General features: G+C 68.0%; 11 protein-coding genes. 8 read left to right on the top strand and 3 right to left on the bottom strand.

The genetic code is table 11. The annotated features are described in order from the left end of the window. Positions 1-266 precede the first annotated feature (266 nt). Both ACLQ3J_RS10190 and ACLQ3J_RS10185 read left to right on the top strand, forming a co-directional pair. Positions 267-5,762, top strand: a complete 5,496-nt coding sequence (locus tag ACLQ3J_RS10190) for a glutamate synthase-related protein (RefSeq protein ID WP_296551539.1) — start codon at positions 267-269, stop codon at positions 5,760-5,762. Then, complete coding sequence (locus tag ACLQ3J_RS10185) at positions 5,759-7,516, top strand: sulfite reductase subunit alpha (RefSeq protein ID WP_425903086.1); 1,758 nt, start codon at positions 5,759-5,761, stop codon at positions 7,514-7,516. The genes ACLQ3J_RS10190 and ACLQ3J_RS10185 overlap by 4 nt, the downstream gene beginning before the upstream one ends. Positions 7,517-7,529: 13 nt before the next feature. On the opposite strand, the gene ACLQ3J_RS10180 is transcribed toward ACLQ3J_RS10185, so the two are convergent. Continuing rightward, positions 7,530-8,786, bottom strand: a complete 1,257-nt coding sequence (locus ACLQ3J_RS10180; RefSeq protein ID WP_425903084.1) for an MFS transporter — start codon at positions 8,784-8,786, stop codon at positions 7,530-7,532. Positions 8,787-9,185: 399 nt separating this feature from the next. Here ACLQ3J_RS10180 and ACLQ3J_RS10175 point away from each other — a divergent pair, with 399 nt between their 5' ends. Genes ACLQ3J_RS10175 through ACLQ3J_RS10160 form a run of 4 tightly spaced genes read left to right on the top strand, consistent with a single transcriptional unit; the run spans position 9,186 to position 11,762 of the window. Continuing rightward, on the top strand, positions 9,186-9,875 hold the full coding sequence (locus ACLQ3J_RS10175; RefSeq protein WP_206037271.1) for an energy-coupling factor ABC transporter permease: 690 nt from the start codon (positions 9,186-9,188) through the stop codon (positions 9,873-9,875). Next, complete coding sequence (locus tag ACLQ3J_RS10170) at positions 9,872-10,240, top strand: PDGLE domain-containing protein (RefSeq protein WP_169622429.1); 369 nt, start codon at positions 9,872-9,874, stop codon at positions 10,238-10,240. The genes ACLQ3J_RS10175 and ACLQ3J_RS10170 overlap by 4 nt, the downstream gene beginning before the upstream one ends. Continuing rightward, positions 10,237-10,998: a cobalt ECF transporter T component CbiQ gene (cbiQ, locus tag ACLQ3J_RS10165; RefSeq protein ID WP_169622428.1), complete on the top strand. Its 762-nt coding sequence runs from the start codon at positions 10,237-10,239 to the stop codon at positions 10,996-10,998. The genes ACLQ3J_RS10170 and cbiQ overlap by 4 nt, the downstream gene beginning before the upstream one ends. Continuing rightward, positions 10,995-11,762 carry an energy-coupling factor ABC transporter ATP-binding protein gene (locus tag ACLQ3J_RS10160; protein ID WP_425903083.1) on the top strand — a complete coding sequence of 256 codons (768 nt, stop codon included), beginning with the start codon at positions 10,995-10,997 and terminating at the stop codon, positions 11,760-11,762. The genes cbiQ and ACLQ3J_RS10160 overlap by 4 nt, the downstream gene beginning before the upstream one ends. A 14-nt stretch (positions 11,763-11,776) precedes the next feature. On the opposite strand, the gene ACLQ3J_RS10155 is transcribed toward ACLQ3J_RS10160, so the two are convergent. Then, positions 11,777-12,157 (bottom strand): ArsR/SmtB family transcription factor, encoded by a 381-nt coding sequence (locus ACLQ3J_RS10155; protein ID WP_296551551.1) that lies wholly within the window; start codon positions 12,155-12,157, stop codon positions 11,777-11,779. Between the two features lie 147 nt (positions 12,158-12,304). Between ACLQ3J_RS10155 and ACLQ3J_RS10150 the strand changes: the two genes are divergently transcribed. Continuing rightward, the gene (locus tag ACLQ3J_RS10150; RefSeq protein WP_169622425.1) at positions 12,305-14,356 is read left to right on the top strand and encodes an elongation factor G; all 2,052 of its coding nucleotides are present in this window, start codon (positions 12,305-12,307) and stop codon (positions 14,354-14,356) included. A gap of 31 nt (positions 14,357-14,387) precedes the next feature. Here ACLQ3J_RS10150 and ACLQ3J_RS10145 read toward each other — a convergent pair whose 3' ends face one another. Continuing rightward, on the bottom strand, positions 14,388-14,891 hold the full coding sequence (locus ACLQ3J_RS10145) for a carbonic anhydrase (RefSeq protein WP_169622424.1): 504 nt from the start codon (positions 14,889-14,891) through the stop codon (positions 14,388-14,390). Positions 14,892-15,102: 211 nt separating this feature from the next. On the opposite strand from ACLQ3J_RS10145, the gene ACLQ3J_RS10140 reads away from it, so the two are divergent. Beyond that, positions 15,103-15,291 carry a hypothetical protein gene (locus tag ACLQ3J_RS10140; RefSeq protein ID WP_072700161.1) on the top strand — a complete coding sequence of 63 codons (189 nt, stop codon included), beginning with the start codon at positions 15,103-15,105 and terminating at the stop codon, positions 15,289-15,291. Positions 15,292-15,307 lie beyond the last annotated feature (16 nt).

Raw genomic sequence — 15,307 nt, 5'->3', positions numbered from 1 at the left:
CCGGAGGTGAGCGCGGCGGGTGTGATGCACGGCGGGTGTGATGCACGGCGCCGAACACGGCGTTAACACGTAGGCTACAATTTGTTTCGCTGCTCGCGCGCTCCACCGTCGCATCGCTCGGCACATCCGGACAACGTCGTCTGCCTTTCATCACCGTCTCCGGCAGAGCTCTGTGCGATCGCGGATCAGTGCGAATCTTCGCCTCCCCCTTCGCGTCCCTCACTGTCGGACGACGTCGCACTCGATCCGCCGAGGAGGGCATTCCGTTGACGAACGCCGACAACACCGGGCTGTACGACAGCAGTCTCGACAAGAGCAGCTGCGGCGTAGGTTTCATCACCCGCAAAGACGGTGTGCAGACCCACGACATCCTCACTCGCGGGCACGAGGCGCTCTGCGTGGTCCCGCACCGGGGCGGCATGTCCGCGGAGGGGGTCGGCGACGGGGCCGGCGTCAACGTGGACCTGTCGGTGGAATTCTTCTCCGCGATCGCCGGAACACCGCTGCAGCAAGATCATTTCGGCGTCGGCAACTTCTTTCTCCCCTCCGAGGACGCGGCCCGGGCGGCTGCCGAGAGCCTGATCTCGGCGGCACTCGCCCACGCCGGAATCCCGGTCCTCGCGGTGCGCGACGTCCCGGTCGACGACAGCGTGCTGCGCGCCGCCGCGGTCCGGCACCAACTGCCGATCCGGCAGTGGATCTTCACCCGCCCCGACACCTGCGCGTCGGCCGACGAGTTCGACCGCCTCCTGCACGACGTGCTCCTCGATGTCGAGGCGCGCGCGTACCCCGATCCGGATCTCACGGGGCTGTATCCGCTCTCGCTCAGTTGCCGTACCCAGGTTCTCAAGGGACGCTTGAACTCCCATGAGGTCATCCCCTATTTCCGGGACCTGACGGATCCGCGGCATTCGGTGCACACCTTGTTCTTCCACACGCGGTTCTCCACCAACACGGACCCGCACCCCACGATGGCGCAGCCGTTCCGGCTCATGGCGCACAACGGTGAATTGAACACCGACCGCAAGAATCGTTTGTTCGAGGGTGCGCTCGCCCGGGCGATGGGCCGCGACATCGTCCGGCCTCCCGGCCAGTCCGACAGTTGCCGTTTCGACCAGACTCTCGCGTCCCGGATCGCATTCGACCGTCTCGACCTGGTCACCGCCGTCGTGCAGATGATGCCGCCGGCGTGGGAGAACGACACCACGTTGTCCCCGCAGGTACGTGCGATGCTCGAGTTCTTTTCCCTCTACGAGGAGAAGAACGACGGTCCTGCGGCGCTGATCTTCGGTAACGGCACCGTGGTCGGCGCACGTCTCGACCGCCTCGGCCTGCGCCCGTTGCGGTCCGTCGAGACCGCCGACTACCTCGCCGTCACGTCGGAGGCCGGCCAGTTCGATTTCGCGCCGAGCACGGTACTGCGCCGCGGACGCATCGAGGCCGGCGGCATGCTGTACTTCGACCATCGCACCCGGCGCTCGTACGGCACCGTCGAAGCGCTCGAACTACTTGCGGCCGAGCGCGATTACTCGATTCTGGTGGATGCCGCACGACGTGAGATCGAGGCGCTCCCGCCCGTCCCCGCGGAAAAGGCGGGATCACCGTTGCGCTACAACGGCGATCTCGGGCGGCACCAGCGGTACGTCTCGTACGCACTCAACCAGGAGTCGTTCCGTTTCATGCTCGACCCGATGCTCGCATCGGGTCAGGAACGGATCTCCGCAATGGGGTACGGCAACGCCATCAACGCCCTGTCCGATCAGGAAGGCGGTGTCGCCAAATACTTCTCGCAGCGCTTCGCCCAGGTGACGAACCCGTCGCTCGATTCCCTGCGTGAGGCCGACGGCATGACCCTGCGCGTCGCGCTGGGGGCACGCCCCGGCAGCGGCGCACCGTCGTCGACCGCGACCCAGATCGTGGTGCCCACCCCGATCCTGACCCACCTCGAGATGCTTCGGATCCGGGAGCAGACCGACACCCCGGTGCGGCGCTTCGAGATGCTCTACACCCCGGTTTTCGACGACACGAAGGCCAACGCCGCTCAACTCGCCGCCGCGATCGACGGGGTTGCCGACCGCATCGCCGATTTCGCGCGGGAGTCCGGCGGCATCGCAGTCCTCACCGACCGGCACGTCGCCACCGACCGCGCCGCGCTGCCGATGATTCTCGCGATCGCCGCGGTCAACCAACGACTCATCGACGACGGCGTGCGCCTGCGCGTGTCGGTGATCGTCGAGTCCGGTCAGCTGTGCTCCTCGCACCACATCGCCGCGACCCTCGGTTTCGGCGCTGCGGCGGTGTACCCGCTCACCGTGCAGATGCGCGCGGAGGAGAAGTACGGCGACGAAGCCGACCTCGCGTTCCTGAAGTTCCGCAAGGCCGCGGAGAAGTCGCTGATGAAGACGATGGGCAGGGTCGGGCTGTGCACCGTCGAGTCGTACATCGGGGGTGAGTTCTTCGAGCCCAGTTACCTCGACACCGACGACGAGGTGCTCCGCCGCTGGTTCCCGAACGTGGCCACCCCGGTGGGAGGCGTCGGGTTCACCACCGTCGCCCAAGCCGTAGCCGACTGGCATCGACGCGCAGCGGCCGTCGAGTCCGAGGCGGACGTCCCCCTGCTCGGCCTGTTCAAGGAACGCGCCGAAGGGGCGGGACACTCGTTCGGCACCACCGCCGTGCGCGGATTCGTCGACATGACCGAAGAACCCCTCGCCGTGCCCGCCGTGCGCGAGGCCGAGCCGGACCTGACGGACTCGCTGCGCCTGTTGCCGCTGCACCGCCTCTCCGACGCACACGGTCTCGACGACGAGGCGTACCGCTACGGCGGTTTCCGGGCACTGACCGACGCCGAAATCGACTCCTTCGAGATCACCCCCGGCTACCGGGCATTCGCGCGGACCATGGCGGAGGAGCGCTCCCGCCGCCCCGCCGCGTTGCGCGATGTCCTCGCCCTGCCGTCCGACATCACCTACGCGGTCACCACCGACGACTTCCACAAAGAGATGGGGCGGTTCTCGCGGTACGGCAACAACTCGATGCGCGTGCGCGGCTTGGCCGCGGCTCGCGTGGGCGAGAACGAGTTCGTGCTCCGGCTGACCGGACCGCTCGCCGACGACCACACCCGGCCCGCAGCGCTCGGCCGGTCGCTCGTCGCGCGGTTCGGCGACGCCATCGTCTCGCACCGCTGCTACGGCGACACTCTCACCGTGCACGCGGTCGGTGACGCCGCCGACTACCTGAGTCTGGTCCGTCAGGCTCCGGCGGCGGTGCGTCTCGACCAGGTGCAGCCCGCACACGAGATCACCCGCGCCCTCGCCTCGGGTGCGATGAGCCACGGCGCCTTGAACTCCAACGCGCACGAAGCTGTCGCGCACGGAACCAACATGGTCGGTGGCATGTCGAACTGCGGCGAAGGGGGCGAACATATCTCGCGCTACGGCACGATTCGCGGTTCCCGCATCAAGCAGTTCGCCTCGGGCCGCTTCGGTGTCTGGGCCGGGTACCTCGCCGATCCGATGCTCGAGGAGATCGAGATCAAGATCGCGCAGGGTGCCAAACCCGGTGAAGGAGGACAGCTTCCCGCGAAGAAGGTCACCGTCGAGATCGCGGCCGCCCGTGGTGCGACCCCGGGTGTCGAACTGATCTCGCCTCCGCCACACCACGACACGTACTCCATCGAGGACCTCGCGCAGCTCATCCACGACTGCAAGGCCGCCCGGGTGCGCGTCGTCGTCAAGCTGGTGTCCTCGGAAGGTATCGGCACGATCGCCGTCGGCGTCGCCAAAGCCGGCGCCGATGTCATCAACGTCGCGGGTAACACCGGCGGCACCGGGGCCGCCTCGGTGACGTCCCTGAAGTACGCGGGCCGGTCCGCCGAGATCGGCGTGGCCGAAGTTCATCAGGCCCTGACCGCGAACGGACTCCGGGACAAGGTCGTGCTCCGGTGTTCGGGTGCGCACCAGACGGCGTCGGACGTCATCGTCTCCGCGATGCTGGGAGCCGACAGCTTCGAGTTCGGCACCACCGCACTGATGATGCTCGGATGCGTCATGGCGAAGAACTGCAACGTCAAGTGCCCCGCCGGACTGACCACCAATCCCGAGGTCTTCGACGGCGACCCGCGCGCGATGGCGCAGTACCTGCTCAACATCGCCCACGAAACGCGCGAAGTGCTCGCCCGGCTGGGCCTGCGCTCGCTGCGCGATGCCCGCGGCCGCGCCGACCTGCTGCACCTGCTCGATCACCCCTCGAGCATCGGGCAGCTCGACCTGCGCGCCATGCTCACGGTCCTGCCCGAGGTTCGCGTCGACAACCCCGTCTACCTGGAGAAGGACTACTCGCTCGACGACGCGTGGCTGGTCCGGCTGCGGGAGGCCCTGATCGAGGCACGCGAGAGCACCGTGACTCTCGGCGACGGGGTCCGCCTGACGAACAACAACAAGAGCGTCGGCGCGCAGTTGGCGATCGACATCGAGCGGATGCTCAACCACGACGATCTCGACGACCTTCCGTCCGTGCTGCGCGACGAGCGCGGACGCGGGTGGTTGCGCGACGGCACCGTCACCGTGACCACCACCGGATCGGCGGGCTTGTCGTACGGCGCGTTCTGCAACGACGGTATGCACCTCGAGCACATCGGCACCGCGAACGACGGTGTCGGCAAGGGTCAGTGCGGCGGGCAGATCGTCCTGCGCTCCCCCGGCGGCGGCTGCGATGAGCGCGGCGGCAACGTACTCATCGGCAATTTCGCCCTGTTCGGGGCGACGGGTGGCCGGTTGCTCGTCGAAGGCGAGGCAGGTGACCGTTTCGCAGTCCGCAATTCCGGCGCGACGGCCGTGGTCGAGGGTGTCGGCGATTTCGCCTGCGAGTACATGACCAACGGTGCGGTACTCAACCTCGGCGGATTCGGCAAGGGACTCGGCAACGGCATGTCCGGCGGTTTCGTCTACCAGTACGACCCGGACGGACTGCTGCCCGCCAAGGCCAGCGCCGACTCGATCCTGCTCGGGTCCATCACCGGAGACGATCCGCAGGCCGCGCTGCACAGCGCCGCGGTGCTTCGGCTGCTGCACCTGCACGTCGAGTCGACCGGATCTGTGAAAGCGCGGTTCCTGCTGGACAACTGGCAGACCGAGCAACACCACTTCGCCTACGGGATGCCGCGCGCACTGCTGCAGTACCAGGACGCCGACGAGATCCTGGCCGCCGCGTCGCGCAGGGAACTCGCCTCCGAGGTTGCGTCCGCGCTGGTGGCCCATCAGGTTCGCAAGTTCAAGGAGAGCTACCGCTCGGGTGCGCCCGTCGCCGGTGGACTGACCCCGTCGGGCACCGATACCGAAACGATGTATGCGCTGCTGAACAACTACACGGTGCTCGCCGCCGCGCAGGAGATGGCGTTGCAGAAGGTTCCGGGCGCGTCGGACGTCTCGGATCCGGCGGTGCAGAAGGCTGCGCGCAATCTGCTGCTGACCGAAGATTTCTTCCTCGTCGCGAAGCTCGAACGGTACGCACTCGCCGCGATCGCCGATCACTCCGATGAGCAACTGGCGGTGCTGGTCGCCGACAAGCGACTCGGCGACTACAAGCAGGCGCTCGCACTGCGCAATGTCCGTTCGGTCGACGCCCCCGGAACATACGGCTGGATTCTCCTGCAGAGCCGCAAGAATCTGGACGCGATCGGTCGTTTGCCCGGTTACGAAGAACTGTTCGCCCGCAACGCCGTGCCGAACGTCCTCGCCTCCACGATGGGAGTCCCCGCGTGACAACTCCTTTCATCCCACTCGATGCGCCCTTCACCGACGACCAGCGGTCGTGGCTCGCCGGCTTCCTCGCCGGTATGCAGACCCGGCTGTTCTCCGGCGGTCCCGCCGACGATGCCGGAACCGCCGGTGCGGCGCCCGTGCTGCATGTGCTCTACGGCTCGCAGACGGGCAATGCCGAAGCGGTGGCCGAGGACGCGGCCGCCGCGGCGCGCACGCACGGGTTCGCTCCGGTGGTGTGTGCACTCGACGATATGGATCTCGACCGGTTCGCCTCGGCCGGGCACGTCCTGATCGTCACCTCCACGTACGGCGAAGGCGAGATGCCCGACAACGCGGAGTTGTTCTGGGACGCTCTGTCCGCGGAGTCGGCCCCGCGGCTCGAGCGCATGCACTTCGCGGTCCTCGCGCTCGGCGACACCGGTTACGACGGCTTCTGCCAGGCGGGCAAACTGCTCGACACCCGTCTCGAACAACTCGGAGCGCAGCGCATCGTCCCGCGCGTCGACTGCGACGTCGATTTCGAGGATGCCGCCGCCGCGTGGATCAGCGAGACGATGCCGCTCGTCGCGGCGGTCGAGGGAATCGTGGGGCCGGGTGCGCCCGCCGCACCCGCACCGACGGCACCGGCACGTCCGAAGTCGCAGTGGACCCGCAAGAACCCCTACCCCGCGACGCTCACGACCAACCGGGTGCTGTCGGGTGCGGGTTCGGCAAAGGAGATCCGGCACTACGAGTTCGCGCTCGGCGAGTCGGGCATCGAGTACGAGGCCGGCGACGCGCTGAACGTCGTCCCCCTCAACGACCCCGCGCTCGTGCGGGCGCTGCTCGACCGGTTGCGCCTCGACGGTTCCGTCGTGCCCGCCGGTTTCGGCAGCACCCTCACGCATCTGCTGACCTACGACTTCGAGATCACCGCGCCGACGGTCGACCTGCTCGAGGAAATCGAGAAGCGCACCCGCAACGAGGAATTGACGTATGTGCTGCGGCACGGCGACAAGGCCGCACTCGACGAATGGCTGTGGGGCCGCGACATACTCGACGTGCTGCTGCTCGAACCCGCGCCGGAACTGTCGGCCGAGGAGTTCCTGTCGCTGTTGCGGCCGCTGCAGCACCGTGCGTACTCGATCTCGTCGAGTCCGAACGCGTGCGACGGTTCGGTACACCTGACCGTCGCGTCGGTGCGGTACGGCGACGACGACCGTGAACGCCACGGGGTGTGCTCCACCTACCTCGCGGACCGCGTCGGCGACGGCACCGTCGGCATCTTCGTCACGAGGAACAAGGCGTTCCGTGTCCCGTCCGACGACACCGCACCGATGATCATGGTGGGGCCGGGCACCGGCATCGCCCCGTTCCGCGGATTCCTCCAGGAGCGGCGTGCGCGCGGCGCGACCGGAAAGAACTGGCTGTTCTTCGGCGATCAGCGCCGCGACTGTGACTACATCTACGAGGACGAACTCGCCGAGTTCACAGCGTCGGGAGTACTCACTCGGCTCGACCTCGCGTTCTCCCGCGACCAGGCCGAGAAGATCTACGTGCAGACCCGCATGACAGAACACGGGGCAGAGCTGTTCGCGTGGCTCGAGGAAGGCGGTCACTTCTACATCTGTGGTGACGCCTCCCGCATGGCGAAGGATGTCGACGCCGCGCTCCGCGCGATCGTCGCCGAGCACGGTGGGATGAGCCCGGAGCAGGCCGCCGAGTACGTCACCGCCCTCAAACGGGAGAAGCGGTACGTTCGCGACGTCTACTGACTCCGGAGACGGATCAGTAAACGGACTCGAGCAGTTCCCGGGTCGTCGGCGGTTCGGGCGTGCGGGTCGCGGCGCGGGAGCGCACGGCGGTGAAGACCACCCCGGACGCGAACAGAGCCAGCCCCGCGCCGAGCGCCACCCAGGTGGCGGCCGAGTGCCCTCCGGCATCGGCGAGTGCGCCGCCGACCCAGTTACCGATCGAGGTGCCCAAGGTGATCCCGGCGCTGAGCAACGTCATGACGAGTCCGAGTCGCCGTGCCGGCGTGTAGTCGCCCGCCACCCTGAAAATCGTCACCAGGACCGGACCGATCGGCGCGCCGATGAGGAACAGGACAACGGCCATCTGCCACGGCGCGCTCGGCAGCCACAGCAACGCCAGTGCGGGAACGAGCAGCACCGCGCACCCCAGCCACCGCACGGGGACGGTGAGTCGTCCACTCCACCGGGACACGCTCAACGCCGCTGCGCCGGAGGCAAGCCCGAGCGCGGCGTAGATCAGTCCGCCGCTGCCGGGGTGCCCGGTCTCGTCGGCGAAGACGGTCGTGATGGTGGCGAGCGACCCGAAAATCGTTCCGATACCGAGCATTGCGGTCAGCAAAATTGCCACCGGACCCCACGACACTGCGGCGGGTCCGGTGTCCGGGGCGCTGCCGCCGACCGGTCCGGACCGGTGCACGGGCGCCGCGAATCGGGCACTGGGGTGTACCGCGAACCAGGGCACGACGACGGCCGTCAGGGCGATCAGGACGTACAACGGTGCGGCAGCACCGAACGCCGCGGCGATGATGCCGACCGCCGCGGGGCCGAGGACGAATCCGAGTTCGTCCATGGTTCCCTCGTACCCCTGGGCTTCTTCCACCGCCTCGTCCGCGCCGCGCGCGGACAAACCGCGAATCCAGCGCACGCGTGTCATGGGACCGCATTGCGGAACGACGAGACCGGCGACGAACGCGGCGGCCAGCAGGGTCGGCGGTAACGCCTCGCCTGCGCCGTGGGAACTTCCGGCGGCGAGCACCGCGACGACTGCGACCACATAGACGGCGGTCGAGACGAGCAGCGTCGGCCGCTGGCCCCAGCGATCGGAGGCGATACCGGACAGCGGTGCCCCGACCGCGACTCCCACGCCGGTGACCGCCGCAGCGATGCCGGCGGCGGCGAAGTCGGACGACGAGGCGACGACATAGGTGAGAACGCCGAGCACCAGCATGGACAGCGGTAGCCGGGCCAGCGCCGAGATCGGGAAGTACGCCGACCCGACCAGATCGTGCATGACACGGAAATGCGAGGGGGCGGAACGTGAACTGCGGGACATCGATACCTTTTCGGGACTTTCTGCGTGCACAAGACTTTTCTGCGTGCACAAAACAGATGCACGGCGTCCCGACCTCCCGCCGTGCCCGACCCGAAGCAACCCGAGAATTCTACAGGAACGACCGGGTTTCTCCGAACATGCACGATCGTGCCGCTGGCGCGATATCCCGGCGCCGATTCGTCCGGCGGATGCGCGCCCGCATCCGCGTCGACCGGCGTGACGCCGTCCTCGTTGTGCGAGATGTCCGAATCATGCGTTCTCGGCGCATATTTCACATCGGAGGGTCGGCGTAAAACATGTCCGACTGTTCAGTCGGGCAGGTAGGGTCGAATGATCTTCCACGTCGGAGGGAACTCCATGGACGTCTCGGCAATGCACATGAGCGACGGTCTGATCAACGCACCGACATCGGCTGTGTTCTTCGTGATCGCCGCGCTCGGGCTCGCGGTGGCGCTGCCCCGCGCACGACGGGAACTCGACGAACGAACCGCTCCCCTCGCCGGTCTCGTCGCCGCGTTCGTGTTCGCCCTGCAGATGATCAACTTTCCGGTGCTTCCCGGTGTCAGCGGGCACGTCCTCGGAGGTGCCCTCGCCGCGATCCTGGTGGGCCCGGCGACAGCCGCACTCTGCCTGACAGTCGTGCTCGTCGTGCAAGCACTGCTGTTCGCCGACGGCGGGCTCACCGCACTCGGAACCAACGTCACCAACATGGCGTTGCTGGGAGTCGCCGCCGGGTACGGAACGGCCGTCGCCTTGCGTCCGCTTCTGCGCCGGTCCTCGGGCGTCGCGGTCCTCGGCGTCGTATCCTTCGTGGCCGCGGTGGTCGCCACGGTGGTCGCGGCCGCGGGCTTCCTCGTCGAATACGCCGTCGGCGGCACCGCGGGTTCGATCGGGACCATCGCACCGTTCCTGATCGGCGTGCACGTCCTCATCGGCATGGGCGAAGGAGTGATCACGGCCGTGACGGTGATGGCGGTGGCACGAGCGCGCCCCGACCTGGTCTATCTCCTCCGGCCGTTGCGTCAAGGTGATCGGAGTCCGGTATGAGCCGAAAAGCCGTTCTGATCGTGCTGGGTGCGGCGGTGCTGCTCCTCGCCGGGGTGGTGTCCTCGTTCGCCGACCCGAATCCCGACGGGCTCGAAGCCGCGACCGTGCGGGGCTGCGAGGTCGCCGAGAGCGATACGAGCGAGTCCCTCGCCGGTGACTGTCCCGCGATCGGCGCCGAAGACCACGCATTGGCAACGAGCCCGCTCGCCGACTACGCCGTCGCCGAACGCGAAGGGACCACCGGCGTGGCCGGGATCGTCGGCGCGGTCGCCACGCTGGTGTTCGCAGCGGGGTTGTTCATGGTGCTGGCACGCCGCCGGAAGCCCGCCCGGAGCGACGCGCCCCTCGGGAAAACCGGGCCGTGAGCACCCCGACGATCGAGAACGGTGCGGCCACCGTCACCGCGGCAGCCCGCAGGCTCCCCACCGAGGTGAAGATCGTCGGTGCGGTCGTCTTCACGTTCGTGGTGGTCGCGACACCCCGTGAAGCGATGTGGGCGTTCGCGCTGTATTTCTCGATCGTCGCGGCGGTCTGCGTCGCTGCTCGTATCCGGCTGTCGTGGCTGTTGCCCCGTATGTCCATCGAACTGCCGTTCCTGGTTCTCGCGGTGCTGCTGCCGTTCGCGGAGTCCGGGACACGCGTGGAGTGGCTGGGGCTGTCCCTGTCGGTGCCGGGCCTGTATGCGGCGTGGGGCATCGTGGTCAAGGGCACCTTGGGTGTGCTCGCGTCCCTCATCCTCGCCGCGACCACACCGGTTCAGGATCTGCCCGGCGGTCTGACACGGTTACACGTCCCGCCGCTCATCACCACCGTGGTCCTGCTGATGCTGCGCTATGCCACGTTGCTCGCCGCCGAAGCGAAGAGCATGGATATCGCGCGGCGCTCGCGAGGCGACGATCCGCGGATGCTCCACCGCATCGGGGCGACGGCACGCGGTGTCGGGTCGTTGTTCGTGCGCGCGTACGAACGCGGCGAGCGGGTGCACTGGGCGATGCTTTCCCGGGGTTTCACCGGTGCCGTGCCCGCCACGGGATCGGCGGCGACCCGGACAGCGTGGGCATTCGGCCTGATGCCCGCGGCACTCGCCGGCGCGGTGTGCGCGGCAGCGTGGGGCGGGTTGTGAGCACGTCCCCCGCCGTCGAACTCGAGGGGGTGCAGCACGTGTATCCCGACGGCCGTCACGCACTGCGCGGTATCGACCTCGCAGTCGAGCCCGGCGAGCGTGTCGCCGTCCTCGGCCCCAACGGGTCCGGCAAAACCACCCTCATGCTGCACCTCAACGGCGTCCTGGCGCCGTCGTCCGGGACCGTACGAATCGGCGGAACGCCCGTGACGCGCCGTACGCTGCGCGGAATTCGCAGCCGCGTCGGTCTTGTGTTCCAGAACCCCGACGACCAGCTCTTCATGCCCACCGTGTCCCAGGACGTGGCGTTCGGACCCGCCAACTTCGGGGTGCCGGAACCGGAACTCGGCTCGCGGGTGCAGTCCGCGCTCGAGGCCGTGGGGATGGAGGAACACTCCGGGCGCACGACGATGCATCTCTCCGCCGGGCAGCAGCGGCGAATCGCTCTGGCGACGGTGCTGTCCTGCCGGCCCGAGGTACTCGTGCTCGACGAACCGTCCAACGATCTCGACCCGGTGTCCCGGAGGGAACTGGCGGAGGTGCTGCTCGGCCTGGGCACGACGATGCTGGTGGTCACCCACGACCTGCCGTACGCGGCGCAACTGTGCACCCGCGCGGTGATCCTCAACGACGGACGCCTCGCGGCGGACGGCCCGATCGAGACGATCCTGTCCGACTCCGGTCTGCTCGCGCAGAACCGCCTCGAGCTCCCGTGGGGATTCAGCCTGACGCCGCGCGAGGCACACACGCACGGCGGAGAATGACGACGGAGACCGCCTCAGGAACGCTCTGTGCGGTGGCGGTGCGTGTGCGAATGGCCTGCCTGCTCGTGCGTGGCCCCGATGGAATGGAGGAGTTCGTGCACCGTGGTGTCCGCGAGCCGGTACCGCACCAGGCGCCCTTCCCGCTCCGCGGTGACCCAGCCACGATTTCGTAGCAGACGCAGCGCGTGGGAGACGGCGGTCCCGGTCATCTCGAGGGCCGCGGCAAGATCGGTGACGCAGATCCCCGGGGCATGGTGCAGGCACATCAGCAACCGCAGCCGGTTGACGTCGGACAACAGTTCGAAACGATCTGCCCACCGCGCGATGTCCGGCGTCCGGAGGGCGGCAGCCGCGCGGCGCACATCGTCGGAGTCGAACACCGCGTCCACCGTCATGCACCGAGTGTACGAAGCTCTGTTCTCTCACGACTGCACATCGCCCGATAGGCCGCTCCGCCAACCCGATTGACCGAGGGCAATATTCGGCCGTGAGCTGGGGAGAACCCGCTTAGACTGTGCTCAGGCCACCCGAGGAGCACGCCGATGCCCGATCGCACCGCAGCACGCAGCAGGCAGGCGCCCGTCGCCGACAGCCCCGATCGAATCCGCAATGTCGCGCTCGTCGGGTGTACCGGCACCGGGAAAACCACCCTCGCCGAGTCGCTGGCGGCCGCGACGGGTGCGGTGGGACGCGCCGGGCGGGTCGCCGAGGGCACCACGGTGTCCGACTACGAGGAGATCGAGCAGAGACATCAGCGCTCGGTGCAGTTGACGGTGCTCGCGCTCGAATGGAAGGGCATCAAGATCAATCTGATCGACACACCGGGTCACCCCGATTTCGACGCCGAAGTCCGGGCGGGCTTGCACGCTGCCGACGCCGCGATCTTCGTCGTCTCGTCGACCGACCCGATCTCCGCCGCGACCCGCGCGTTGTGGCGCGAGTGCGACGAGGAGAAGATTCCCCGCGCGATCGTCGTGAACAAACTGGACATCGCCCGGCGCAGCTACGACGACGTCCTCTCCGAATGCCACGACGCGTTCGGCCTCGGCCCGGACACGCTGCGCGCACTGTTCTATCCCGTGTACGACGGCGACCGGCCGGTCGGCTCGATGGGATTGCTGACCGGACGCCGTTACGGCGAACCGGGCCCGTCCCCCGTGTCCGAGGACGTGCGCGAAGCGCTGGTGGAAGCCATCTCGGGGCAGGACGACACGCTCATGGAGCGGTTCATCGCGGGCGAACAACTCGACACCGCCTCGCTCGAAGAAGGGCTGACACGCGAATTCCTGTCCTGCGCACTACATCCCGCGGTTCCCGCCACAGAGTACGGGGTGGGCGCCGTCGAGTTGCTCGAGCTGATCACCACGGGTTTCCCCGATCCCACCCGGCGGTCGCGCGGTGCGCCTGCGTGCGACCCGGACGCGGATCTGGTGGCGCAGGTCGTCCGCGTCGCGGGAGATTCGTACGTCGGCCGGATCAGCCTGGTGCGCGTCTACGCCGGCACGCTCCGTCCGGATTCGACGCTTGCGCTCACCGGTGGCGACCGCGATTCGCGCGACCGTATTCCCTCACTGTCGAGTCCCTTCGGCAAACAGCAGCGGCCCGTCGGAGAGGCCGTCGCGGGCGACCTGGTGTCGGTCGGGAAACTCGCGACCGCACAGCCCGGTGACGTACTGCACGAGCCGGATCGGCCTGCGCACCTGGATATGTGGCCGACCCCGACACCGTTGCTGCCCGTCGCGATCGAGGCGCACACTCGCACCGACGACGACAAGTTGTCGCAGGCACTGTCACGGCTCGCGGCGGAAGATCCGGGCGTGCGCGTCGAACACAATCCCGACACCAACCAGATCGTGCTGTGGTGCACGGGTGAAGCACACGCGGAACTGGTGCTCGACCGTCTCCGCACCCGGCACGGAGTCCAGGTCGATCCGGTGGAATTTGCCGTAGCGCTCCGCGAAACCTTCGCGACGCCCGCGCCCGGACACGGGCGGCTCGTCAAGCAATCCGGTGGGCACGGCCAGTACGCGGTGGTCGACGTCGAAGTCGAGCCTTTGCCGATGGGAAGCGGGGTGGTGTTCGCCGAACGCGTGGTCGGCGGCGCGGTACCGCGGCAGTTCATCCCGTCGGTCGAGAAGGGTGTGTACGCACAGGCAGAGAAGGGGGTCGCCTCGGCCGGATGCCCCCTTGTCGACGTGCAGGTCACGCTCGTCGACGGCAAGGCTCATTCGGTGGACTCCTCCGACGCCGCATTCCAGGCCGCCGCGGGGCTCGCGTTGCGAGATGCGGCGGCGCACAGCACTGTCCGCATTCTCGAACCGGTAGCCGCGGTCCGTGTAATCGTGCCGGAGGAGTTCCTCGGCGCGGTGCTCGGCGACCTCTCCGCACGGCGCGGTCGCGTCCTCGGCACCGAATCTCCCGAACCGGGAACAGCCCTGCTGCGCGCGGAGGTTCCCGAAATCGAACTCAGCCGCTATCCCGTCGAACTGCGGGCCATCACTCAGGGCACCGCCGAGTTCGCGCGGATGTACCTTCGGCACGAGCCGATGCCGGACAACCTCGCTGCGCGGATGACCTCGTCGTCGGCGAGCTGAGTCTTCTCTCGGCGAGCACGTCGGGATCTCGTCACGAGGTCCGTTCGTGCGCCACCTCGTTCAGCCTGCCCGTAGCGACGTCGAAGACGAACCCGCGGAGTGAGGTCGGTTCGGTGACGAACGGGCTCACTTCGATCCGGCGCAGCGACTGACGCACGTCTTCCTCGGGGTCGCGGAACGCTTCCGGGGCCCACTGCGGCCGGATCCCGGTGTCCTGCTCGACGGCGCGGGTGAACTCGTCGTCGGTAAAGGTCAGCATGCCGCAGTCGGTGTGGTGGATGAGCACGATCTCCTCGGTGCCGAGGAGTCGCCGGCTGATGGCGAGCGAACGGATCACGTCGTCGGTCACCGCGCCGCCCGCATTGCGAATCACGTGTGCCTCCCCTTCCGCTATGCCCAGGGCGCGGTACACGTCGAGCCGCGCATCCATGCACGCCACGATGGCGATGTGCTTGCTCGGGGGCAGCGGCAGGGGGCCGGTGAACCCGGCCGAATACGACTTGTTGTTGTTCAGATATTCGTCGGTGACTGTCACGCGCTCATCTCCACGTCGTCGGGCACGGTCGTACCATCCTCCTCCGGTCTCACCCGCCCGGCCAGCGTGCCGATCACCCTGATCCGAATTCGGCCCGGTGTGGGATTCGCCTCGTGCCGGTTTCGTCGACGATCTGCCCGGGTATCGCAAGTGCTGTCCCGAGCACGGGCGCGGTCCCGTGCCGGGCAACTTCACGAAAGGACGGATTTCGATGGCTGAATCCGAGCGCCCGGGCACCCCTGCCGACAACGACGACCTCACCGGCGAGAAGATCTCTCGACTGGTGGACGACATGGAAGAACGCGTCGAAGCCGAGCACGAGCGGGAAGGTAAGGCCGGTAGCCCTTCGGATCGCGAGGAAACCGAGCCTGTCGAGCCCGACGACCAGGCACCCGAGTAAACCGTTTCCCCCTGCC

This window comes from Rhodococcus sp. DT1 (assembly GCF_049844875.1).
GTDB lineage: Bacteria > Actinomycetota > Actinomycetes > Mycobacteriales > Mycobacteriaceae > Rhodococcus.
Note: the sequence above shows the minus strand (reverse complement) of the source record. Positions and strands in the feature narration are given on the sequence as shown.